At 61.2% G+C, this 24174-nt stretch carries 20 protein-coding genes and 1 pseudogene; 17 read left to right on the top strand and 4 right to left on the bottom strand.

What is annotated here, in order from left to right; genetic code table 11:
- Positions 1-19 precede the first annotated feature (19 nt).
- Positions 20-340 (bottom strand): TraR/DksA family transcriptional regulator, encoded by a 321-nt coding sequence (locus tag NMA58_RS24595; protein ID WP_221114453.1) that lies wholly within the window; start codon positions 338-340, stop codon positions 20-22.
- A 237-nt stretch (positions 341-577) separates the two neighbouring features.
- On the opposite strand from NMA58_RS24595, the gene NMA58_RS24590 reads away from it, so the two are divergent.
- From NMA58_RS24590 to NMA58_RS24580, 3 genes and pseudogenes are all read left to right on the top strand, one after another.
- Positions 578-3259, top strand: a complete 2682-nt coding sequence (locus NMA58_RS24590) for a cation-translocating P-type ATPase (protein ID WP_434714304.1) — start codon at positions 578-580, stop codon at positions 3257-3259.
- A gap of 66 nt (positions 3260-3325) precedes the next feature.
- The gene (locus NMA58_RS24585; RefSeq protein WP_434714302.1) at positions 3326-4159 is read left to right on the top strand and encodes a universal stress protein; all 834 of its coding nucleotides are present in this window, start codon (positions 3326-3328) and stop codon (positions 4157-4159) included.
- Between the two features lie 298 nt (positions 4160-4457).
- Positions 4458-4724 (top strand): annotated as a pseudogene (locus NMA58_RS24580) (KUP/HAK/KT family potassium transporter); the annotation flags it as partial.
- 268 nt (positions 4725-4992) lie between these two features.
- Here NMA58_RS24580 and NMA58_RS24575 read toward each other — a convergent pair.
- Positions 4993-5862 carry a helix-turn-helix domain-containing protein gene (locus NMA58_RS24575; RefSeq protein WP_434714301.1) on the bottom strand — a complete coding sequence of 290 codons (870 nt, stop codon included), beginning with the start codon at positions 5860-5862 and terminating at the stop codon, positions 4993-4995.
- A gap of 94 nt (positions 5863-5956) precedes the next feature.
- Here NMA58_RS24575 and NMA58_RS24570 point away from each other — a divergent pair, with 94 nt between their 5' ends.
- Together NMA58_RS24570 and NMA58_RS24565 are read left to right on the top strand one after the other, a co-directional pair.
- A complete protein-coding gene (locus NMA58_RS24570) occupies positions 5957-7519 on the top strand; it encodes a 4-hydroxyphenylacetate 3-hydroxylase N-terminal domain-containing protein (protein WP_434714300.1) in 1563 nt (520 codons plus the stop codon).
- Positions 7520-7529: 10 nt separating this feature from the next.
- A complete protein-coding gene (locus NMA58_RS24565) occupies positions 7530-8042 on the top strand; it encodes a flavin reductase (protein ID WP_434714299.1) in 513 nt (170 codons plus the stop codon).
- A gap of 136 nt (positions 8043-8178) precedes the next feature.
- Here NMA58_RS24565 and NMA58_RS24560 read toward each other — a convergent pair whose 3' ends face one another.
- Together NMA58_RS24560 and NMA58_RS24555 are read right to left on the bottom strand one after the other, a co-directional pair.
- Positions 8179-9657, bottom strand: a complete 1479-nt coding sequence (locus NMA58_RS24560) for an aldehyde dehydrogenase (protein ID WP_434714298.1) — start codon at positions 9655-9657, stop codon at positions 8179-8181.
- A 59-nt stretch (positions 9658-9716) separates the two neighbouring features.
- On the bottom strand, positions 9717-11171 hold the full coding sequence (locus NMA58_RS24555) for an APC family permease (protein WP_434714297.1): 1455 nt from the start codon (positions 11169-11171) through the stop codon (positions 9717-9719).
- A gap of 309 nt (positions 11172-11480) precedes the next feature.
- On the opposite strand from NMA58_RS24555, the gene NMA58_RS24550 reads away from it, so the two are divergent.
- The 12 genes from NMA58_RS24550 (at position 11481) to hpaH (ending at position 24163) form a co-directional block, all read left to right on the top strand.
- On the top strand, positions 11481-12314 hold the full coding sequence (locus NMA58_RS24550) for an IclR family transcriptional regulator (RefSeq protein ID WP_434714296.1): 834 nt from the start codon (positions 11481-11483) through the stop codon (positions 12312-12314).
- Positions 12265-13518, top strand: a complete 1254-nt coding sequence (locus tag NMA58_RS24545) for a Tm-1-like ATP-binding domain-containing protein (RefSeq protein ID WP_434714295.1) — start codon at positions 12265-12267, stop codon at positions 13516-13518. The genes NMA58_RS24550 and NMA58_RS24545 overlap by 50 nt, the downstream gene beginning before the upstream one ends.
- Positions 13515-14165: an HAD family hydrolase gene (locus NMA58_RS24540; protein ID WP_434714294.1), complete on the top strand. Its 651-nt coding sequence runs from the start codon at positions 13515-13517 to the stop codon at positions 14163-14165. The genes NMA58_RS24545 and NMA58_RS24540 overlap by 4 nt, the downstream gene beginning before the upstream one ends.
- A gap of 17 nt (positions 14166-14182) precedes the next feature.
- A complete protein-coding gene (locus tag NMA58_RS24535) occupies positions 14183-15538 on the top strand; it encodes an aspartate aminotransferase family protein (RefSeq protein ID WP_434714293.1) in 1356 nt (451 codons plus the stop codon).
- Between the two features lie 2 nt (positions 15539-15540).
- Positions 15541-16824: an aspartate aminotransferase family protein gene (locus NMA58_RS24530; RefSeq protein WP_434714292.1), complete on the top strand. Its 1284-nt coding sequence runs from the start codon at positions 15541-15543 to the stop codon at positions 16822-16824.
- Between the two features lie 7 nt (positions 16825-16831).
- A complete protein-coding gene (locus tag NMA58_RS24525) occupies positions 16832-17851 on the top strand; it encodes a homoserine kinase (RefSeq protein WP_434714291.1) in 1020 nt (339 codons plus the stop codon).
- 53 nt (positions 17852-17904) lie between these two features.
- Complete coding sequence (locus NMA58_RS24520) at positions 17905-18291, top strand: 5-carboxymethyl-2-hydroxymuconate Delta-isomerase (protein ID WP_434714290.1); 387 nt, start codon at positions 17905-17907, stop codon at positions 18289-18291.
- Positions 18292-18336: 45 nt separating this feature from the next.
- Positions 18337-19854, top strand: a complete 1518-nt coding sequence (gene hpaE / locus NMA58_RS24515) for a 5-carboxymethyl-2-hydroxymuconate semialdehyde dehydrogenase (protein ID WP_434714289.1) — start codon at positions 18337-18339, stop codon at positions 19852-19854.
- A gap of 132 nt (positions 19855-19986) precedes the next feature.
- Positions 19987-20967, top strand: a complete 981-nt coding sequence (gene hpaD, locus NMA58_RS24510) for a 3,4-dihydroxyphenylacetate 2,3-dioxygenase (protein ID WP_434714288.1) — start codon at positions 19987-19989, stop codon at positions 20965-20967.
- A gap of 52 nt (positions 20968-21019) precedes the next feature.
- Positions 21020-22471 (top strand): NADP-dependent succinate-semialdehyde dehydrogenase, encoded by a 1452-nt coding sequence (gene gabD / locus NMA58_RS24505; RefSeq protein WP_434714286.1) that lies wholly within the window; start codon positions 21020-21022, stop codon positions 22469-22471.
- Positions 22472-22487: 16 nt separating this feature from the next.
- A complete protein-coding gene (locus NMA58_RS24500; RefSeq protein WP_434714285.1) occupies positions 22488-23360 on the top strand; it encodes a fumarylacetoacetate hydrolase family protein in 873 nt (290 codons plus the stop codon).
- Entirely contained in the window at positions 23360-24163 is an 804-nt protein-coding gene (gene hpaH / locus NMA58_RS24495; protein ID WP_434714283.1) for a 2-oxo-hept-4-ene-1,7-dioate hydratase, read from the top strand. Before NMA58_RS24500 ends, hpaH begins: the two co-directional genes overlap by 1 nt.
- Positions 24164-24174 lie beyond the last annotated feature (11 nt).

Here is a 24174-nt window from a genome sequence, read left to right as displayed (position 1 = left end):
CCTCCCACAAATTCAAAAATCAGAACGATTTTGCGCAGTCGATGCAGAACGGCGTATAGGGAACCGCAGTCAGCCGTTCCTTGCCGATCGGCTGATGGCATTTGGCGCATTGCCCATATTTGCCGTCGTTCAGCCTTCCGATAGCCGCGTCGATGGCCGCGATCTGGTCGCGCCCCTCGGCTTGCATCTCGCGGAGAACCTCATCGTTCTCAACCTGGGTCGCGCGCTCCTCGCTGTCCTTCTCGAGCGCCACACAGAGATCCGCATCGATCGCTTCGAGGCGGCGGACGAGGTCGTCCTTCATCGTCTGCAACACGGTCTGTACCGAGCTCTTATTCATTTCATTGCCTTTCAATCTTGCCGGATCAGCGCAGGTTCGCACGCGCCGCCGCCGGAACACCGATCCAAGCACCGCGCCTTTGAAACGATGTGGCCGCATATGCCGCGGCCCACAAATCGTCTTCAGCATATCTCAGTCCGATTGAAGCTCCTTGATCCCGGTCAATGCCCCGTGCGCTGGCGCACATAGGCTGTCTCGCGAGCTATCAATGAAATCGCTGCGACAAGCCCGGAGTCCATGATGAATCTCACGGCGCAGACACCCGCCCCTAAAACGCTCAAGGCGAACGGACTAACGAGCATCGAGGCCCAGCAACGCCTTGCCGAGTTCGGGCCAAACACGCTGCCCGAGCCTGCCCCCCCATCCCCGCTGAAGGTCTTCCTCGTCCAATTTCGCAACCCGATCATCTATATCCTTTTGCTGGCATCGGCGCTCTCCTTTGCGACCGGCAGGATCGAAGACGCCCTGTTCATTCTCGTCGTACTTCTGATCAATGCCTCCATAGGCACCTACCAGGAATATTCCGCGGATCGGGCGGCCGCCGCCCTTCGGAAGCTTGAGCAGCCGTTGGCTAAGGTCATCCGGGACGGCGTGGCTTGCCGGATCGAGGCCGAGCGCCTTGTCGTGGGCGATCTCGTTCTTCTGGAATCCGGTGACAGAATCCCTGCCGATCTGACGCTTGTCGATGCGAGCGACCTCCGATGTGACGAGTCGCTCCTGACCGGAGAGTCGATGCCGGTCTCCAAAGGGCAAGCAGTCGAAGGCTCGAAGGATGAAACAGGCAGTTCCCTGCTGCTGCTCGCGGGCGCTCTGGTGACGCGCGGGCGAGCCAAAGGCCTCGTGACCGCTACGGGTACCGCGACAATGCTTGGCAGCATCGCCGTTGAGCTGGGAAGAGCCAGTTCGTCGCAGCCCCCGCTCGTTGCGCGCCTGGCGAAGTTCACGAACGCGCTCGCGGTTTTCGTAGGACTGGCAGCATTGGTGCTGGTCCTCGCGGGCTTCATGCGGGGCCTTCCTCTGCACGATCTTGTCATGATGTCCGTAGGTCTGGCGGTGAGCGCTGTCCCTGAAGGGCTTCCGATTGCGATCTCCGTCGCGCTTGCCGTCAGCATGCGGCGGATGGCCGCCCGCAACGTCATCGTCCGAAGCATGCCGGCCGTCGAAGCCCTGGGTTCGACCACGATGATCGCCACGGACAAGACCGGGACCTTGACCAGCAACGTCCAGACGGTGACTGAAATTCGCCTGCCGGACGGAACGGACATCGTCCTGGACGCCCATGCCGATCTTGACAGGTGTGAGATCAGGGCGAGCGGCCTGGACGGCAATCTTGTCCGCGAGAGGGCGCGCAAGCTGCTGCGCGCTGCACTGCTCGCAAACGAAGGAAGCCTGATTCGCCGGGACGATCTGTGGGTCGCTGCCGGCGACACGGTCGACGTGGCGCTCCTCGCAGCGGGGCGAAAGGCGGGGCTGGCACAGGGAGAGCTGAACGACCGATACCCACTGGCCGCAAGGATCGCCTACGAGCCCGAGCACAAATACGCCGCGTCCTTCCACCACGGCGGGGATCGAATCCATGTCTTCGTCAAGGGGGCGTCGGAGGTGCTCATAGAAATGGCTGATCGGATGGACTCAGCAGGAGACCTCGTCGAAATCGACCGCCCTTCACTTTTGGCGCAGAAGGAAGAGATGGCCGCTCGCGGCCTCAGGGTGCTTGCGTTCGCCGAAGGGGAAGTCGGCGTACAGCTCGCCGGGAGCCTCGGGCACGGTCACCTTGTCGATCTCGTGTTCCTGGGGCTGGCCGGACTACAGGACCCAGTTCGACCCGAGGTGCCGAACGCCATGAAAGACTGCCGCGCGGCGGGCGTGGAGGTCGTGATGGTGACCGGGGACGATCCGCGGACCGCTGCCGCGATTGCCAGAGATGCTGGCTTGAGCTTTGACGCCCGCCAGATCGTTTCGGGCCACGACATCGACGAAGCTGCACGAGCGGGCGACGGGCGGCTGGACGAAATTACCAGAGAGGCTCGCATCTACGCCCGCGTGCAACCGGCGCAGAAATCGGCGATCGTCGGCTCCCTGATCCGGAACGGCCATATCGTCGCCGTGACAGGAGACGGTGTGAACGACGGTCCGGCGTTGAAGAGGGCGCATGTCGGCGTCGCAATGGGGCTCAGGGGAACCGAGGTCGCAAAGGAGAGCGCCGATCTCGTCATCACCGACGACAACTTCGCATCCATCGTCGCCGGGATCGGAGAAGGCCGGGCGGCCTATCGCAACATCCGCAAGGTGGTGTTGATGTCAGTCGCAACGGGCGCCGCGGAGGTTCTGCTCTTCATGCTCGCGCTGCCATTCGGACTGCCCATGCCACTCCTCGCTGTTCAGCTCCTATGGCTCAATCTCGTGACAAACGGCATACAGGACGTCGCCCTTGCGGGCGGAAGGCCGGAAGGAGATGAACTGGCGGGCCCGCCGCGTTCTCCGCTCGAGCCTGTCCTCGACCGCGTGATGATCCGGCGCGTCGTCCAATCGACGGTCGTCATCGGCGGAGCAGCGTTCCTGGCTTTCCAGTGGATGCTTTCGCACGGGTATGGGGTTCCCGAAGCCCGCAACATGACGCTTCTCATCTTCGTGATGTTCGAGAACGTCCAGACCCTGGCAAGCTCCTCCGAAAGACGATCGATATTTTCGGCCGACATTCTTCGGAACCGGTTCCTGCTCCTCAGCGTGGTGACCGCCCAGACTATCCATATCTCGGCGATGTACGTACCATGGCTCAGCACAACGCTTGGCCTTTCGCCCATCACGCCTCTTGAGTGGGGTCTGAGCATGCTGGTGGCGAGCTCACTCGTACTCGTGACCGAGGTCGACAAGTTCGTATGCCGGCGATGGCGCGCTCATTCATCCCGCGGCGCTTGACGAAGATCAAAGACGTCGTCGCAAGTGCGGGTATCATTCCGATATTGAGCAAGAGAGGTGATCGAAATGTCCATTCGCACGGTATTGAGCATCCTGACTTCCAAATATTTCGACGAAGACCTGAAGGCCGCCGTGGAGTTTTGCGGAGCCTCCGGAGCGCATCTCAGCGCGGTCGTGATCTGCATGGGCGCGTCGCCGATGCTGGGAGAATACAACTCCCTGTCGACCATCTGGCTGGAAGAACGCCAGCGTGAAATCGAGGAACTCGTCAAGAAGGCCGAAGAGATCAAGGCGTATCTCTCGCGCACCGGTCTGTCCTACGACGTGCAGGACGTCTACACGGAATACGCTTTTGCGCGGGAGGACATTGCAGAACGGGCGCTCTATGCCGACGTCGTTCTCGTCGGCCGCCAAGCGTGCAAGGACGAGGAACTGCAGAAAAGGGTCATGGATGGCGCTTTGTTCGAGACGCCGACGCCGGTCATCATCAATCGCGGCCGGCGGCCGCTCTCTTCCACTTCCAAATCGATCGTACTGGCATGGGATTCGAGCGACGAGGCGTCGCGTGCCGCAAGGCAGGCCCTCGACCTGTTGAAGACGGCGGACTGTGTCTATGTGACGATGGTAGATCCGGTCTCGCGAGAGCGGGTGAATGGAGAAGAACCAGGCGCCGACATCGCGAGCTTCCTCTCCCGTCACGGAGTCAAGGTTCAGGTGGATCGCGTGGCGAGCGGCGGAAACAGGGCCGATGAGATCCTGAGGCAACATGCGATGGATGTGAACGCCGATTTGATCGTCATGGGCGCATACAATCACCCTCGCTGGCAGCAGACGCTGTTCGGAGGTGTGACGCGCAACATGATCGAGCAAAGCAGCATGCCGATTTTCATGGCTCACTGACGGCTGGAAGAACACGGCCGCGCTCTCCGCGCGGCCGTGCTGGAGTCGCGGCATGTCGCTTTAGGACCGACGAGAGCCCTTCACTGGTTGCCTTAGCCCGGCACCACCGTCCACAGTTGCGATACAGTAAGCAGTTCGAGTGGCGAGAATTTGGCCCCAGACCTCCCATCGATCGTAATAGCTGCCTCTGTTGGAGATACCGTCGACCAGCATATACGGCCGGTGAGGATCTCACCGAGCGTAAACACAAGCATCGAGAAAGCCAGTCGCTAAAAGCCGGCGGCGTTTCGCCGATGACAATGCCGGATTTCTAGCCGCCAACATCGCCGAATTCGCAGAGGGCGGATGGGTCCCCATTGCTGTGGCTTCGACGATGGCGCTCATCATGCAAACATGGACGGCCGGTCGCCGGCTGCTTGCTGCCCGCACCAAGGCCGACGAAATCCCACTCGCGGCGATCATCGATAACCTGGCCCGGAAGAAGCCGCTAACGGTGCCCGGAACGGCAATGTTCCTGACAAGCGACATCGAAGGCGCGCCAACCGCACTGCTCCATAGCCTTCGGGTATGTCGAACGACATGCGCTCGATGGCTCCGCGGACAGCGGCAAGGCAATGTGCGGAGTCGTGCGTGCCTTTCTCCGCTACTTGCATCTGAAGGGCTTCATTTCAGCGGCGTTGGCCGATTGCGTGCCATCCATCCGCCGCTGGCGACTTGCCGGTCTTCCAACATTCCTCACCAGAGAAGGTCCAGAAGGTTCTTGATGCCTGTGATCGGACAATGGCAATGGGACATCGGGACTATGCGGTTCTGATGATTCTTGCAGGCGTGCTTCACGGCAGGAGATGGCGCCGGCGCCAAGCAGCCGGTGCTTCGCCTGCGCGCTTACGAAAAAACCTGGAAAAATAGGCGGGGTCCTCGAATCCGATCTCGCGTCCGATATCCTCCACGGGGCGGACGGTAAACATCAAGAGACGCTTCGCCTCCAGCAGCCGGCGCTCCAACAGCAGTTCCTTTACGGACCGCCCGAAGACTTCGCGCGTTGCCTTGTCAAGGCGATGCGGCGTGGCCGCAAGCAGCTCAGCATATGCATCGACCCGCCAATTCTTCTTATAATGGAGATCGACCTGACGGCGCAACGAAAGACCGAGGGCAACGGTTGCCGAGGTGGACGGCAACGACATGCGACCACCAATACGGCTCATTAGAGACAATGTGACACCAATCAGGCCGCCAAGAACCTTCTCGCCTTCTGCTCCCCGCTCTCGATAATCTCCGGCAATCATGTGGAGAAGCGTGCCAAGCTTCGACCATTCCGGATCCGACGGCTCGCCGGTCAGGAAAGTCGGAACGTCGAGACCGAGATCCGTCTGTGATGCGAGCGCCTTCAACATGTCGTCGGATACCGAGACCACGATGGCATCTGATGTGTCTTCGACATCAAACCCATGCACAACGTTGCTAGGGACGAAGCTGATCGCAGGAGCAGAAAAATTCCAAGTCTCGTCTTCGATCCGGTAGGTTCCGCCGCCTTGAAACCAATAGGTGATTTGGCCCATCAGCGGATGTTTGTGCGGTGAAACATGGCCGAAATGGATGCCTTTCCGCTCCATTACCGTTTCAACATGCAGAAAACCGACATCAAGCGAACGGCTTGGCTCGCCATAAACGAAGAAATTCGGAACCTCGCTTCGCATCGTCATGCTGGAAAAAGTACCAGCGAATTGCGGCCTTTGTCCATGGCCTGAAGTCTTCTCCCGAATTAGCCTTTGTCAATATCAGAAGGAGGAGCATGACATGCGTTCAGAAGATCACCGCAGCGACAAGACAAGGCCGTTCACCGGCGCCGAATATCTAGAAAGCCTGCGCGACGGGCGCGAAGTCTATATCAACGGCGAACGGATTGCCGATGTGACCACCCATCCCTCGATGCGCAATTCCGCCCGCTCGATCGCGCGGATGTACGATGCGCTGCACGACGAAAAGACGAGAAACTGCCTGACCTCGCCGACCGACACCGGCAATGGCGGCTATACCCACAAATATTTCCGGGTCGCGAAATCCTCCGCCGACCTCGTCGCCCAGCAGGGCGCGATCGCCGACTGGGCGCGCATGTCCTATGGCTGGATGGGCCGCACCGCCGATTACAAGGCGGCGCTGATGAACACGCTCGGTGCGAACGCCGACTGGTACGGGCCGTTCAAGGACAATGCGCTTGCCTGGCACAAGCGGTCTCAGGAATCCGTGCTCTTCATGAACCACGCGATCGTCAACCCGCCGATCGACCGGCACAAGCCGGCCGATGCCGTCAAGGACGTCTTCGTCCACATCACCAAGGAAACCGATGCGGGTATTTACGTCTCCGGCGCCAAGGTGGTCGCCACCTCCTCGGCGCTCACCCACTATAATTTCCTCGCCCAAAGCTCGGCGACCGTAACGGAAGACCCTTCGCTGTCTGTCATGTTCATCGTGCCGATGAATGCGCCGGGCATCAAGATGTTCTGCCGCGTCTCTTACGAGCAGACCGTCAACACCGTCGGCCATCCCTTCGACTATCCGCTGTCGTCACGCTTCGACGAAAACGATGCGATCCTGGTGCTCGACAATGTGTTCGTGCCCTGGGAGGACGTGCTCGTCCTGCGTGACGCCGCAAAGATCCTCTCGTTCCATCCGGCTTCCGGTTTCATGCACGGCTACTGCTTCCAGGGCTGTACGCGCTTTGCCGTAAAGCTCGATTTCCTCGCCGGGCTGCTGGCCAAGGCGCTGCGCGCCACCGGCGGCGACGCCTTCCGCGGAAATCAGGCGGCACTCGGCGAAGTTATTGCGCTGCGCCATATGTTCTGGTCCTTCTCCACTGCCATGGCCTATAATCCGCAGCCTTGGGCGAACGGCGCGGTGCTGCCGAACATGGAAGCAGCACTCTCTTACCGCACCTTCATGTCGGAAGCCTATCCCCGCGTCATCGAGACCGTGCGCAAGGTCGTCGCCTCGGGGCTGATCTATCTTCCCTCCTCGGCGAAGGATTTCGGCAATCCCGAGATCGATCGCTATCTCGCACAATATGTGCGCGGCTCCAATGATATGGGCCATGTCGAGCGCATCAAGATCATGAAGTTGCTTTGGGATGCGACCGGCACCGAATTCGGCGGCCGTCACGCGCTTTACGAACTCAACTATGCAGGCGCGCCGGAAGAGGTCCGGCTGCAGGTGCTGAAGGGTGCCGAGCGCGGCGGACGCTTGAGGGAGATGGAAGCGCTTGTCGATCGTTGCATGAGTGACTACGACGAAACCGGCTGGACCGGCGATACCTGGCTGCCGCCGATCGACGCGACATCTCCCAGCCACAACGCGGCCGAGTGAGGGCATGGCCATGGAGGAGCAAATCTCGAAAACCGAGTTCCGCGATGCGATGGCCCGTGTCTGTACACCCGTCAATGTCATCACCACCAACGGACCCGCCGGGCGCGGCGGGTTCACCGCCACCGCCATGTGCAGTGTGACGGATGAGCCGCCGACGCTTCTGGTGTGCATGAACGGCCGATCAGCGCAATGCCGCCTCTTCCTCGAAAACCACCGCTTCTGCGTCAACGTGCTTGCGGACGATCACCAGGAACTGGCCGGCTATTTCGCCGGCCGCCAGGCGGATATGGCGGCTCGCTACGCGGCGGCGCAGTGGGTCGACATGCCTTCCGGAAGTCAGGCACTTGCCGACGCCATGGTGTCCTTCGACTGCCGGCTAGCCGAGGCGCGCCTGGTTGGCACCCACCACATCTTCATCGGCGAGGTCATCGGCATTCGCTCAAGGACGGACGGGAACGCACTGCTCTATTTCGACCGCAACTACATCAACGTACCGACACAGGTGGGCAGTTTCGGCGGGTAGCGAAAAACCGACACATCGATTTAAGTGCTACACCGCCGCGCGTCGGAAGAGACGCGCGGCGGTGTATTATCAATCGGAGCGGGATTGTCGCGGGGAAGTCACGGGCGGCGGCTTTTGCTGCCCGAAATTCTTTGTTTCAGAGCTGAATCCACGCCGTCTTCAGGTCGACATATTTGTCGAGCGCATGCAGCGATTTGTCATGGCCGTTGCCCGACTGCTTGACGCCGCCGAGCGGCACGGTGTTGTCGGACCCGCCATAGGTGTTGACATGGACGACCCCGGCCCGGATGCCGCGCACCATCCGGTGGGCGCGCGACAGGTTCGAGGTCCAAACCGCCGAGGCGAGGCCGTATTCCGTGGCGTTGGCAATCTCCAGCGCTTCAGCCTCCGTCTCGAACGGAATGATCGACAGGATCGGCCCGAAGACTTCCTCCCGCGCAAGGGTCATGGATGGCATCACTTCAAACACCGCCGGACGCATGTAATAGCCGCCCGTTTCTTCCAGAATGCGCGAGCCGCCGGTGCGCAATTGCGCGCCTTCCGACAAGGCCTGGGCGACGTGGCCGAGGTCCTTCTGCAACTGGATCTCGCTTGAAACTGCGCCGGCTTCGGTGGAAAGCAGCAGGGGATCTCCGACCTCCATGGCTGCGGCAATGCCTGCGACCATTTCTGAGAACGCCTCATGGATCGATTTCTCGACCAGTAGGCGGGAGCCCGCGACGCAGACCTGGCCGGAATTGCGGAAGATGCCGTAGGCCGAGATCCTCGCGGCCTGATCGAGATCCGGCGCATCGGCAAAGACGATGTTCGGAGATTTGCCGCCGAGCTCCAGGTAGACGCGCTTCAGGTTGGAGCGTGCCGAATACTCAAGCAGCCGGCGTCCGACCGGACCTGAACCGGTAAAAGCGAGCACATCGATATCCATGTGTAACCCAAGTGCCTCGCCGCTAACGGCACCGCGCCCGGTGACGATGTTGAGAACGCCATCCGGCAATCCCGCTTCGGCGCAAAGTTCGGCAAGCCGCAGCAGCGTCAGCGAGGCGCCTTCGGCGGGCTTCAGTACAACGGAATTCCCGGCCGCAAGTGCCGGCGCGATCTTCCAGGCGCCGATCATCATCGGAAAATTCCACGGCACGATGGCAGCGACGACGCCTACTGGTTCACGGTGAACGAGGCCGAGAATGTTGTCGGCCGTCGGGGCGATCTCGCCATAGACCTTGTCGATCGCCTCGCCATAATAACGGAAGGTGCCAGCGGCACTGCCCGGCTCGGCCTTCAGCGCCATGGAGATTTCCGTGCCGTTGTCGCGCACGCCGAGCACGGCGAGTTCAAGCGCATGCTTCTCGATCAGCTCGGCAGTCTTCAGCAGCACCTTCTTGCGCTCGGCGGGTGCCGCTCGCGACCAGCTGCCCTTTTCGAAGGCGCGACGCGCCGCGGCGACCGCGTGATCGACATCTTCGGCGCCGGCATCCGCGATCGTCGTAAGCCTCGTCCCGTCGATCGGCGAGATGACATCCATCGCACCGCCGCCGACCGCCGGGCGCCAGGATCCGTCTATGAACAGCGATTGGGAGGGAACGGGCAGCGCCCGCAACTGATCGATCTTGTCCTGCATCGTATGCTCTCACGAAAAAGGGTGGCGGATATCATCCGCCACCGTTGGATGGGATCTGTTCAGGCTTCCTGCCCGGCGCCGAGCCGGGCAAAACCGATGGCATCCGCCGATTTCAGCCGGGCCGCTGCAAGCAATCCGACAATCCCGGCGATCAGCACGAGCCCCGGCAACAGCACGGCGAGCACGCCATTGGCACCGGCAATCGCGCCGAAATTCGCCGAAATATAATAGACGAGCGCCAGCAGGATCAGACCCGTAACAACAGGCAAGACCTTGACCGCCAATGCGTTGCGTTCCAGCCCTGGATTGCGGGTAAAAAACATCACGATCGAGAATGCCGTGAATGCCATCAGCAGAATGATTGCCAAGGTAGCGACATTGGTGAGCCAGGAGAAGAGCGCCAGTACCGGGTCCTGACCCGTCACCGCAAAGAGCGCGACGACGAGCACCGCAATGACGGTCTGGATGATCGAACCGACGTGCGGGCTCTGGAAGACCGGATGCGTGACGCCGACCGATTTCGGCAGCAGACCTTCACGACCGGCAACATACATGTAGCGCGCGACACCGTTGTGGAAGGCGAGGATCCCGGCAAACAGGCTGGTGATGAAGAGCACGCTCATTACGACGGTAATCCAGTGACCGACATAGCGCTCGGCAAGACCAAAGAGGAAAGTCGTGGGATCAGGGAGGCCCTGCAGGGCCGGAACAAGCTTGTCGATGCCCGCACCGTTCACCATCAGCCACGAGGTCAGCATATAGAAAAGGCCGATGATGAGAACGGAGATAAAGGTCGCGCGCGGCACCGTCTTTTCCGGTTCGCGAGCTTCTTCACTGTAGATCGTAGTCGCTTCGAAGCCGATGAAGGCAGCAAAGCAGAAGAGGATGCCGATGGCCGGCGAACCGGTCAGAAAAGCGGTGGGCGTGAATGGTGCTGCGGAAAGGCCGGAATCGCCCCCCTCGACGAAGATTGCCGCGTCGACGACAAGCACGACGAGATATTCGAGAACGACCAGCACCGTCAGCACTTTGGCCGACAGGTCGACGCGTCGATAGCCGAAAACGGCAACGAAGGCGATACCGACGAAACTCCAGGCCCACCACGGAAGATCGACACCGAGCTGCTCCGCAAAGAAGCCTTTGGTCGCGGCTCCAAAAAGCCCGAGAACTCCTACCTGCATAGCATTGTAGGCGAGGATGGCGATCAGCGCGGCGGCGCCACCCATCAGGCCGCCGAGACCTTGAGCCGTATAGGCATAGAAGGCACCGGCATTTCGGATATGACGCGCCATGGCAACATAGCCGACTGAAAACAGCAGAAGGATGCCGGTCACCAATAGAAAGGTCAGCGGGATGCCCGGCCCGTTGCCGAGCATCATCGAGAGCGGCACGCCGCCAGCAACCGCCGTCAGCGGCGCGGCAGCCGAAACCACGAGGAAGGTCACGGCACCGACGCCGAGGCTGTTCTTGCGCAGCTGGTTGTCAGCCGCGCCTTGCGAATTTTGCGTATTCATCTGCGTTCGTTCCCCTTGTTGAGAGCATCCGATCGTTGCTGCGTTTTCGCGCAAGCAACCTCCATCAAAACCGGACCAACAGCGGCGCTTGTGCTTTTGTTGATTTTGCCGCCGTCAGCGCTAAGGTTCATTAATTGAACCGTAGCTTCAAATATAGACTTGCAAACATAGCCAGGCTCTGTCAAGTTATTTCGCATGTTAAGTATCTTGGGTGGCCACCATCATGTGGCGGCGCAGGTCGGCGATCTGATCTGACGGAAGTCACGGCTGGACGGACAGAGTCAGACTCGACCAACCCAAGGAGAAACGATGAGCACGATCGGAAAGGCGCTTTCATTGCTGGATACCCTGTCACGGCTGGATAAGGAGGCGGGCCTGACCGACATCGCCCGCCTCTGTGCTCTCGACAAGGCAACGGCACGCCGTTTTCTGGTGGAGCTGGAAAAGCACGGTTTCGTCGAGCAGGACCCGGACACGCGCCGCTATCGCGTCGGCTCGGCGCCGGTTCGCCTCGCACGCATCCGCGAAGCACGCTTTCCGCTGTTGCCGGTCGCGATTCCCTTCATCAAATCGCTCGCCGAAGCATCGACCGAGACCGTGCATCTTTCTGAATTTTCGGGCGGGCGGCTTTCAACCATTCATGTCGAGGACGCAGCGCGTGCCCACCGCATCATCATCGATGTCGGCAGCCTCCTGCCACTTCATGCCACAGCGTCCGGCCTCGCTTTTCTTGCCTTTTCTCCCCGCTCGGAGATCGACGCATTTCTTGCAAAGCCGCTCGAAAAGTTTACCGAGTACACCGTGGTCGACCCCCGGCTGATGCGCGACCTGCTCGAAGAGACCGCAGCACGCGGCTTTTCGGTCTGCGACCAAGGTCTTGAAGCGGGCGTCATCAGCACCGCCGCCCCCATCCGCACGCCAAACGGTCATCCGATTGGCTGCGTTGCCGTCGCCGCGCCGCTCTCGCGCACGACCAAATCCGCCATCGATGAATTCGGCGCGCAGGCCGCTGCTGCAGCCAACGCGATCTCAGAAAAATATTACGGGTCGGAAAGATCCACGGGAACCAGTCCAAAACCAGGAGGACAGATTGATGAGCCCTATGGCTCCCTCGCCAAAGATACTCGTCATCGGCACCGGTGACACCAAATGCGACGAACTGCAATTCATGGCATCTGTCATTTCCGAAGCCGGCGGACAGCCGGTCATGATGGATGTCAGTGTTCTAAGTGATCCGCCCTATAATCCGGATTATTCCAAACATGACATCGCCGAAGCTGCGGGAACCACGATCGCCGCGATTACCGACAGCGGCGACGAAAATAGCGCCATGGCGGCCATGGCGAAAGGTGCCGCGGCTCTGACCCTTCGCCTTTACGACGACGGGCTGGTCGACGGCGTCATCGTGCTTGGCGGCTCGATGGGCACGGATCTGGCGCTCGATGTCGCCGCCATCCTGCCGCTTGGCGTCCCGAAGTTCGTGGTTTCGACCATTGCCTATTCTCACCTCATCCCGCCCGAACGCATTGCGCCGGACCTGATGATGATCCTGTGGGCCGGTGGTCTCTATGGGCTCAACAGCATCTGCCGCTCCGTGCTCTCGCAAGCTTGCGGCGCGGTCGTCGGCGCTGCAAAACACGGTATCAAGCCCAATCGCGAGCGGCCGCTTGTCGGCATGACGTCACTTGGCTCCTCCTGCCTGAAATATATGAAGTATCTGCGGCCCGAGCTGGAGAAGCGCGGCTACGACGTCGCCGTATTTCATTCCACCGGCATGGGCGGACGCGCCTATGAAGCGATCGCTTCGAGGGGTGACTTTGCCGCTGTTTTCGACTTCTGCATTCAGGAAGTGAGCAATCATCATTATAGCAGCGTCGTCACCTCTGGACCCGATCGTTTGGAAAACGCAGGACGCGCCGGCATTCCGCAGATCGTCGCACCAGGTGCCGTCGACATGGTCGATCTTCAGGCATGGCAGCCCGTGCCAGAGGTCTTTGCTGAGCGCCCGTATCACGCCCACAACCGGCTGATCGGGTCGGTAACGACATTGCCGGAAGGGCGGCGTGAGGTCGCCCGTTTGATCGGGGAAAAACTGGGGCGCGCCGAGGCGAAGGTCGCCTTCCTGCTGCCGACCGAAGGATTGCAGGAATGGGACAAGCCGGACGAGCCGCTGCATGATCCCGAGGGCCTCGATGCGTTCATCGACGAAATGCGCCGCGCCGTTCCGCCTTCCGTCATTCTGCAGGAAGTCTATGCCCATATCAACGCGCCGGCCTTTTCAGCGGCAGCACTCGCCATCTTCGATCAATGGGTGGCCGAAGGCGTCATTCCGGAGGGACGGCCATGACGCAAAACAGCGCGCTTATCCTCGACTTTGGCGGCGTCGTCACACGCACGCTGTTTGAGACGCACGACATTACCGAACGCGCGCTTGGCCTTGCCAAGGGATCGCTGACCTGGCTCGGTCCATTCGACACGACGACGGACCCGCTTTGGATGTCGATGCAAAACCGAGAGATAACAGAACGGGATTACTGGCTGATGCGCACGAACGAGGTCGGCAAGCTCATTGGCGAAAACTGGACCGACATGCAGACCTTCGTGCGCCGGGCACGTGGCGCCGAACCGGAACTGGTTCTGCGCCCGGAAGCTCGCGACGCCATCCTGCGGGCCAAAGAGGCAGGCCTCAAGCTGGCGATCCTGTCGAACGAACTCGACCTCTTCTACGGCGTCGAGTTCCGTCAACGCTTTCCGCTCATCGACCTCTTCGACGTCATCGTCGACGCCACCTACACGAAGATCCTGAAACCGGATCCGCGCGCCTACGAGCTTGTTCTTGCCGAGCTCGACGTGCCGCGTGAGGCCTGCGTCTTCGTTGATGACCAGAAGAAGAACATCGAGGGCGCCGAAGCCGTGAGCCTGCCTCATGTGCATTTCGACGTGACCCGCCCTGCTGAAAGCTATGCCCGCGCCCTTGCCATGCTGGGGCTTTGAAACAAGAGGAATTTGACATGCGTGAGAGCAATTTCATCATGGAAAACAATGCTCGCCACCTGTGGCATCCGATGGCCCATCCCACTGAGATGCAGGCCAACCCGCCACGCATCATCAATTCAGGCGAAGGCGTCGAAATTATCGATATTCACGGCCGGAAGGTGCTGGACGCGGTGGGCGGTCTCTGGAACGTCAATCTCGGCTACTCCTGCGAGCCGGTGAAGAAGGCGATCCGCGAGCAACTCGACGAGCTGCCCTATTATTCGACCTTCCGCGGCACAACGAACTCGCCGCTGATCGAACTCTCCTACGAGCTTGCCGATTGGTTCAAGCCGGATGGCCTCAGCCGCTCCTTCTTCACCTCGGGTGGTTCGGATTCGGTCGAGACCTGCCTGCGGCTCGCCCGCCAGTACCACAAGATCAACGGACAGCCCGAGCGCAGCAAATTCGTTGCGCTGAAGAAGGGCTATCACGGCACACATTTTGGCGCCGCCTCGGTCAACGGCAACCAGAACTTCCGCCGCAACTACGAACCGCTGCTTCCAGGCGTCATCCACCTGCCCGCCCCGTTCACCTATCGCAATCCGTTCAACACCACCGACGGTGCGGAAATCGCGGCTGCGATCGGCAGGCTTTTCGAGGATGAAATCGCCTTCCAGGGCGCCGATACAATCGCCGCCCTGATCGTCGAGCCGGTACTCGGGGCCGGCGGCGTCATCGTCCCGCACGAAACCTTCCTGCCGCTGATGCGCGAAATCTGCGACCGACATGGCATCCTGCTGATCGCCGACGAGGTGATCACCGCCTTCGGCCGCACCGGCGCCTGGACCGGATCGCGCCTCTGGGGCGTGCAGCCAGACATGATGTCGACGGCCAAGGCGATCACCAACGGTTATTTCCCCTTCGGCGCGGTGATGATCTCCGACAAGGTGGCGCAGGTCTTCGAAAGCAACAAGGGCCCGCTCGGCAGCATTGGTCACGGATATACCTATTCCGGTCATCCGGTCGGTGCCGCCGCAGCCCTTGCCACTTTGAAGGAAACCAAGCGGCTCAGCGTCGCCAACAATGCCGCAGCTCGCGGCGAGGAGTTGCTCGCCGGCCTGAAGAAGCTGCAGGACAAGCATGAGCTGGTGGGCGACGTGCGCGGCAAGGGGCTGATGTGTGCCCTCGAACTCGTCAGCGACCATGCCAAGAAGAGCGGTGCCGCCAAGGATGTCGTGCAGAGGGTGCAGGACGCAACCTATGACGCCGGCGTTCTCGTCCGCACCTCTGGCACCACTGTCATCATGTCGCCGCCGCTGATCGTGACCGCCGAGAATGTCCACACCATACTGACCGCGCTCGACGCTGGTCTCACTGCTGCGAGGTCCTGATCATGTCCGACAATGCAACCCTCATCGCGCGCCGCGAACGACTTCTCGGGCGGAACATGTCGCTCTTCTATAACGATCCCGTGCACCTCGTGCGCGGGGAAGGCGTCTGGCTATGGGACGCCGATGGCCGCAAATATCTCGATTGCTACAACAATGTGCCACATGTCGGCCATTGCCATCCGCGCGTGGTAGAAGCGATCATGCGGCAGGCTTCCACGCTGAACACGCATACGCGTTACCTGCACGAAGGCATCGTTGACTACGTCGAGCGGCTGACGGCAACCTTCGACAAAAGCCTGAATGCCGCGATCCTGACCTGCACGGGGAGCGAGGCGAACGACGTGGCGCTCCGCATGGCGCAAGCCATGACCGGCAAGACCGGCGTCATTGCCACCAACCACACCTATCACGGCAATACGGCGGCCGTATCGCAGCTATCGACACGCATGCCACCGGTAGGCGGCTACGGCGGCCACGTGCGACACGTTCCGGCGCCGGACAGCTATCGTCCGCTCGGCGGAGAGGGCGGAGAGGCCTTTGCCAGGGCTTTCTCGGCCGAAGTCGAAAAGGCGATCGCCTCACTTCAGGAAAGTCCTCACGGTTTCTCGGCCATCATCATCGATCCGTTCTTCGCGAACGAAGGCTTTCCGGATCTGCCGCCGCGCTTTCTCGACAAGACGGTTGCCGCCGTGCACAAAGCCGGCGGCCTCGTCATCACCGACGAGGTGCAGCCAGGCTTCGGCCGTACCGGCACGCATATGTGGGGCCATCAGCACGCTGGAATTATTCCCGATATCGTCACCCTCGGCAAACCCATGGCCAACGGCCATCCTGTTGGCGGCGTCGTTGCCAATGTCGATACGATAAACACTTTTCGCAAAGCGTTCCGCTATTTCAACACGTTCGGGGGCAATCCAGTCTCCTGCGCCGCTGCCATGGCCGTGCTCGATGTCATCAAGGAAGAGAACCTCGCCGAGAATGCCAGAGACGTCGGCGAATATACGCGCGATGTCTTCAAACGGCTTGCCGAGAAGCACTCGATCATCGGGGACGTGCGCGGAAGTGGCCTCTTCATGGGGACTGAATTCGTACTGGATCGGACGACGAAGGAGCCGGCTGTCGCTGAGGCAACCCGGATCATCAATGGCATGCGCGAGCGAGGTGTGCTGATGGGCAAGATCGGCATTCACCAATGCGCCACCAAGATCCGCCCGCCCATGCCATTCACCAGGGCCAATGCTGACTTCATGTTGTCGATCTTCGACGACGTCCTGTCCGCACTGTGAGGCTGATATGGCTGATCAGTTGCCGCAGAACATCCGCGACGCGCTCCAGAAACGTGCGCTGGAAGCACTCGCCCATTGGCCTGTGCGGGCTCATGAACCTGTCCTTATGAAATATAGGGAGAATGCCGTTTTCCGGGTCACGCTTTCCGATGGGCGGCCTGCCGCGTTGCGGCTGCATCGGCCGGGCTATCATGACGAGACGAGCCTGCGCTCGGAACTGGACTTCATGGCAGCGCTACGCCATGGCGGCCTCGACGTGCCCTCCCCCGTTCCGGCAAGCGCGGGAGCCAGCCTCGTTTGCCTTGCCGCCAATCGGCAGTTTCCCAAACAATATGCCGATGTCGTCAGCTGGATCGACGGAATGGCCCTCGGACAAACCGGAACGCCGCTGTCACAGTCGTCCGAGACGCAGGCAGAGATCTTCTTTCGCATCGGCCATACCATGGCTAGGATGCATGATCTTGCCGACGCCTGGGCTCCACCAGAGGATTTCAACCGCCCGGCATGGGACGGCGAAGCTCTGCTCGGGGAAAAGCCCCTCTGGGGCCGCTTCTGGGATTGCCGCGGACTTTCACGCGACGAGGCCGCTGCACTTTCGGCATTGCGCGACGACCTGCGCTGCCGTCTCACCAATGCGCAACGAAGCGGCATGGACTACGGCCTGATCCACGCCGACCTCGTGCGCGAGAACGTTTTCCTCACTGAAAGCGAAGGCGGCGTTGCCTTCATCGACTTCGACGACGCAGGCTATGGCTTCCGCCTCTTCGATCTTGCCACAACGCTGCTGAAGAACCGTCAGGAACCCGCCTACCCTGCCATCGAGAATGCCTTGATCGCAGGCTATCGCAGCCGGCGCGCCCTTTCCGATACGGCCTTGCGGAGCCTACCGCTGTTCATGGTGCTCCGGAGCCTCACCTATATCGGCTGGCTTGCCGAGCGGCCTGAAATCCCGGGTGCCGCCGAGCGGCTGTCGCGTTATGTCGCAGAAAGTCTGGAGCTCGCAAGAAAGCTCGCTACCGCCGCTTGACATCATCGGAAAATTGTTTAACGTGTTAAATAAATAGGGATCGGAGGGGATCGATGCCGCATCTCACAATGGAATATTCGGCAAATCTCGACGGCCGCGCCGATATCGCCGCCCTCTGCCAGGCGCTGCTTAAGACCGTGCTGGAGACGGGCCTTTTCGAGATCGGCGCGGTGCGCGTGCGTGCCCTTCGCGCCAATCACTATGCGATCGCCGATGAGCTTGCCGAAAACGCCTTCGTCGATTTGAACTTCCGCATCGGCAAGGGCCGCACGGCCGAGGAGAAGAAGCGCACGGGCGAAGCGATCTTTGCGGCGGCAACGGAGATCCTCGGTCCGCTCTTCGAGACGCCGCATTTCGCGCTGTCGCTGGAGATCCGCGAGATCGACGCGGAGCTGAGCTGGAAGAAGAACGTCATCCATCCGCGGCTTCGCGGCAATTGACAGAACCCCGCCTCGCGGGTCGAGACAACATCAGGAAAATCGACGATGCCGACATTGCAGGAAAATATCGCGAAGGCCGAAACCTACCTTGCCCGCTTCAAGGAGCGCGGCGTCCTCAACCGCATCGGCGGCGAGGATATGGCAGGTGGTGACGGCGCGAGCTTCGAGACCCTCTCGCCGGTCGATCTGAAGCCGCTCGCCACCATCGCCCGCGGCAATGCCGCCGATATCGACCGCGCCGCCAGAGCCGCCAAATCAGCCTTTGCCGAATGGGCCGCCATGTCCGGCGATGCGCGCAAGAAGCTGTTGCACAAAATCGCCGACGCGATCGTCGCGCGCGCCGAGGAGATCGCCTTCGTCGAATGCATGGATACCGGCCAGTCGCTGAAGTTCATGGCCAAGGCCGCCTTGCGCGGTGCGGAGAATTTTCGCTTCTTCGCCGACCGCGCGCCAGAGGCCCGGGACGGCAAGGCGCTGCGCACCGACGGCCAGGTGAACCTGACGACGCGCGTGCCGATCGGCCCGGTCGGCATCATCACACCGTGGAACACGCCTTTCATGCTGTCGACCTGGAAGATCGCGCCGGCCTTGGCCGCCGGTTGCACCATCGTCCACAAGCCCGCCGAGTTCTCGCCGCTGACGGCCCGCCTGCTCGTCGAAATCGCCGAAGAGGCGGGCCTGCCTAAAGGCGTATGGAACCTCGTCAACGGCTTCGGCGAGGATGCCGGCAAGGCGCTGACCGAACATCCGCTGATCAAGGCGATCGGCTTCGTCGGCGAGAGCCGCACCGGCTCGATGATCATGAGGCAGGGCGCAGACACGCTGAAGCGGGTGCATTTCGAACTCGGCGGCAAGAACCCCGTCATCGTCTTCGCCGATGCCGATCTCGAACGTGCCGCTGATGCCGCCGTCTTCATGATCTATTCGCTGAACGGCGAGCGCTGCACCTCGTCCTCGCGCCTGCTGGTCGAACACAGCGTCTATGACAGGTTCACCGCGCTCGTCGCCGAAAAGGCGAGACGCATCAAGGTCGGCCATCCCCTCGATCCCGAGACCGTCATCGGCCCGCTCATCCATCCCGTGCATGAGAAGAAGGTGCTGGAATATATCGCGATCGGCCGTTCGGAAGGCGCAACGCTGGCCGCCGGCGGCGAGAAGTTCGATGGCCCTGGCGGTGGCTGTTATGTCTCGCCTACCCTGTTCACTGGTGCCAACAACCAGATGCGCATCGCCCAGGAAGAAATCTTCGGGCCGGTGCTGACGGCCATTCCTTTCAAGGACGAGGCTGATGCGTTGGCGCTCGCCAATGACGTCCAGTACGGCCTGACCGGCTATCTCTGGACATCGGACATCACCCGCTCCTTCCGTTTCACCGACCATCTGGAAGCCGGAATGATCTGGGTCAATTCGGAAAACGTCCGTCACCTGCCCACGCCCTTCGGCGGGGTCAAGAACTCCGGCATCGGCCGCGACGGTGGGGACTGGTCCTTCGATTTCTACATGGAAACTAAGAATGTCGCCTTCGCCACCAAGCCGCACGCCATCCAGAAGCTCGGCGGCTGAGCCGTAATACGCATTAGAGCGGTTCAGGTTTTCGAGGAAGCGCGGAACCGCTCGAACTTTTCGTTTAACGCAATTCCGGACGGAAAACTCGCTTCGCACTTTTCCTGGAAATTGCTCCAAGAGGAGGAACAAATGCCCCTGCCGAAACCCAATCTCTATCCGCCCTTTAACATCGTGCGTCTCAGCCATGTCGAACTCGGCGTCACCGATCTCTCCAAGTCCCGCGCCTTCTATGTCGACACGCTCGGCCTGCAGGTGACGGATGAGACGGCTGATACGATTTACCTCCGGGCATTGGAGGAACGCGGCCACCATTGCATCGTGCTCAAGAAATCAGACAAGGCCGAAGCCCGCGATCTCGGCTTCAGGGTCTTCAGCGACGAGGATCTCGACAAAGCGGCGCATTTCTTCACGGGCAAGGACCTGCCGGTCGAATGGGTCGAGCGCCCCTATCAGGCGCGAACCTTTCGCACTCGCGACCCGCACGGTATCCCGCTTGAATTCTATTCGAAGATGGACCGCCTGCCGCCGATTCATCAGAAATACGTGCTCTACAAGGGCGTGAAGCCGCTGCGCATCGACCATTTCAACTGCTTCTCGACCAATGTCGACGAAAGTGTCGCCTTCTATAATGAACTCGGCTTCCGCGTGACCGAATATACTGAAGACGCGGAAACCGGTCGCCTATGGGCTGCTTGGACGCATCGCAAGGGCGGCGTCCATGATATCGCCTTCACCAACGGTCGCGGTCCGCGCCTACACCACACCGCCTTCTGGGTACCGACGCCGCTCAACATCATCGACCTGCTCGACCTGATGGCGACGACCGGCTGGGTCGCCAATATCGAGCGCGGCCCGGGACGTCATGGCATCTCCAACGCCTTCTTCCTCTATATCCTCGATCCCGACGGCCACCGCATCGAGATCTACTGCTCGGATTACCAAACGGTCGATCCAGATCTGGAGCCGATCAAGTGGGATCTCAAGGATCCGCAGCGCCAGACGCTCTGGGGCGCGCCGGCGCCGAAATCCTGGTTCGAGCATGGCAGCCTGTTTGCCGGCGCCAATGTGGTCGAACCTGATCTGAAGGCGCAGCCGATTATCGCGCCCTGAAGTTGTCCTGGAGCGGGCGAAGGCTCGCGCTCAGTGTTGGCAGGAGACAGTCATGCAATTGAAAAACGCAACATTGTTCCGCCAGGCCGCCTTGGTCGGCAGCGAGTGGATCGAGGCCGGGGAGGATGGCATCGCCGTCGACAATCCCGCGACCGGCGAGATCCTCGGCCGCGTTCCGAATCTGGGGGCTGTCGAGACGAAAGCGGCGATCGCTGCAGCCGAGACCGCGCAGAAGGAATGGGCCGGGCGCACCGCCAAGGAGCGCTCGGTGATCCTCAGGCGCTGGTTCGAGCTGATGATGGAAAATCAGGACGATCTCGGCCGCATCCTGACGGCGGAACAGGGCAAACCGCTGGCAGAAGCCAAGGGCGAGATCGTCTATGGCGCGAGTTTCATAGAATGGTTTGCCGAGGAGGCGCGGCGTCTCTATGGCGACATCGTTCCCGGCCATCAGAAGGACAAGCGCATCCTTGTGATGAAGCAGCCGATCGGCGTCGTCGCCGCCATCACGCCGTGGAACTTCCCGAATGCGATGATCACCCGCAAGGCGGGACCAGCCTTCGCCGCCGGCTGCGCCATGGTGCTGAAGCCGGCCAGCCAGACCCCGTTTTCGGCAATCGCCATCGCCATCCTCGCTGAACGCGCCGGTTTCCCAAAGGGCCTGTTCAGCGTGCTCACCGGCTCGGCCCGCGCCATCGGCGGCGAAATGACCGCAAGCCCCGTCGTGCGCAAGCTGACCTTTACCGGCTCGACCGAAGTCGGCGCCGAGCTTTACAAACAGAGCGCGCCGACCATCAAGAAGCTCGGGCTGGAACTCGGCGGCAATGCCCCTTTCATCGTCTTCGACGATGCCGATCTCGATGCCGCCGTCGAAGGCGCATTGATTGCCAAGTTCCGCAACAACGGCCAGACCTGCGTCTGCGCCAACCGGCTCTATGTCCAGGAAGGCGTCTATGATGCCTTTGCCGAGAAGCTGTCGAAGGCAGTCGGCGGGCTGAAAACCGGCAACGGTTTCGACGAAGGCATCAATCTCGGCCCGCTGATCGACGAGGCAGCCCTTGCGAAGGTCGAGGAGCATGTCGCCGATGCGCTGTCGCAGGGTGGCCGTGTCGTGGCCGGCGGCAAGCGCCACTCGCTCGGCGGGCGCTTCTACGAGGCGACGGTGCTTGCCGACGTCACCCCTGCCATGGCCGTCGCCAGGGAAGAAACCTTCGGCCCCGTGGCTCCCCTCTTCCGCTTCAAGGATGAGGCCGATGTCATCGCGCAGGCCAACGATACCGAATTCGGTCTAGCCTCCTATTTCTATGCCAAGGATCTCGCGCGCGTCTTCAGGGTCGCCGAAGCGCTGGAATACGGCATGGTCGGCGTCAATACCGGGCTGATCTCGACGGCCGAAGCGCCCTTCGGCGGCGTCAAGCTCTCCGGCCTCGGCCGCGAAGGCTCGAAATACGGCATCGAGGAATTCACCGAAATCAAATATGTCTGCCTCGGCGGCATCGCCTGAGGCTTAGGAGCACCCTATGACACATCCGCGCTTTGCCACCTTTTTTGCGGACGGACGGAGCCGTTACGGTCTGGTGGGCAACCAGGGGGTCGTCGACCTGTCGGAACGCTATGGCTCGCTCTGGCCGACACTGCGTGAGGTCGTCGCCGACGCCGCTTTCGACCGATTGCTCGACAAGGCCGGCGGTTTTGCCCCCGACTTCTTATTCGACCAGATCACCTTTCAGATCCCTGTTCCCGCACCCGAAAAGATCATCTGCGTCGGGGTCAACTTCCCCGACCGCAATGAGGAATACAAGGACGGTCAGGCCGCGCCTTCCAACCCCTCGCTATTCATCCGTTTCCCGCGCTCCTTTACAGGCCATGACCAGCCGCTGATCCGGCCGCCGGAAAGCCCGCAGCTCGACTATGAGGGCGAGATCGTCATCGTCATCGGCAAGGGCGGCCGGCGGATCGCCGAGGCGGACGTCCTTCCCCACATAGCGGCTCTGTCGCTGTGCAACGAAGGTACGATCCGCGACTGGGTGCGACATGCCAAGTTCAACGTCACCCAGGGCAAGAACTTCGACCGCACCGGCGCGATCGGTCCGTGGCTCGTGCCCTATCGGGATGAAAGCCAGCTTGCCGATATCAGGCTCGAAACCCGCGTCAACGGCGAGGTGCGCCAGAGCGACCGGACCAGCCGGATGATCTTCTCCTTCCGCAAGATCGTCAATTACATCTCCACCTTCACCACGCTGGTTCCCGGCGACGTCATCGTCACTGGCACGCCGACAGGCGCCGGCGCCCGCTTCGATCCGCCGATCTGGCTGAAACCCGGTGATATCGTCGAGGTCGAGGCAGATGGCCTCGGCATCCTGAGAAATACGATCGCCGACGAGGTGCTCTGATGCTGTCGCAAGACGAAATCCAGACGGCCGCCGAAGGCCTCGACCAGGCCGAGCGCACCCGCACCCAGACCGGGCTCCTGTCGCTGCAACATCCTGCGATGGACATGGATGATGCCTATGCCGTCCAGAGCGCCTGGGTGAAGAAGAAGATCGCGCGTGGCCGCAAGCCGATTGGCTGGAAGATCGGGCTGACGTCGAAGGCGATGCAATATGCGCTCAACATCGACATTCCCGATTCCGGCGTGCTCTTTGACGACATGGTGTTCGAGGACGGCGCCACCGTACCGGCCGATCGTTTCATCCAGCCGCGCATCGAAGCCGAAATCGCCTTCGTGATGAAGGCGCCGCTGAAAGGTCCCGGCATCTCGGTCTTCGATGTGCTGAACGCCACCGACTATGTGACCCCGGCGCTCGAAATCCTCGATACTCGCATCCTCCGCGTCGATCCGGAGACGAAGAAGGCGCGCACCATCGTCGACACCATTTCCGACAATGCCGCCAATGCCGGCATCGTCACTGGCGGCCGCGCCGTGCGGCCCGGTGAGATCGACATGCGCTGGATGGGCGCGATCGTCAGCCGCAATGGTGAGGTCGAGGAGACGGGCCTCGGCGCCGGTGTGCTGAACCAGCCAGCGCGCGGTGTGGCCTGGCTCGCCAACCGGCTGGCGCAGTATGGCGACGGCATCGAAGCCGGCCAGATCGTTCTGGCAGGCTCCTTCATCCGCCCGATCGAAGCCTGGCATGGCAACACAATCAACGCCGATTTCGGTCCCTACGGGTCGGTCAGCTTGTTCTTCGCATGAAGGAGTGAAGT

The sequence above is a fragment of the Rhizobium sp. YTUHZ045 genome (assembly GCF_051124255.1).
GTDB lineage: Bacteria > Pseudomonadota > Alphaproteobacteria > Rhizobiales > Rhizobiaceae > Rhizobium.
The sequence above is the reverse complement of the archived record's forward strand: the minus strand, read 5'-3'. Positions and strand labels throughout refer to the sequence as shown.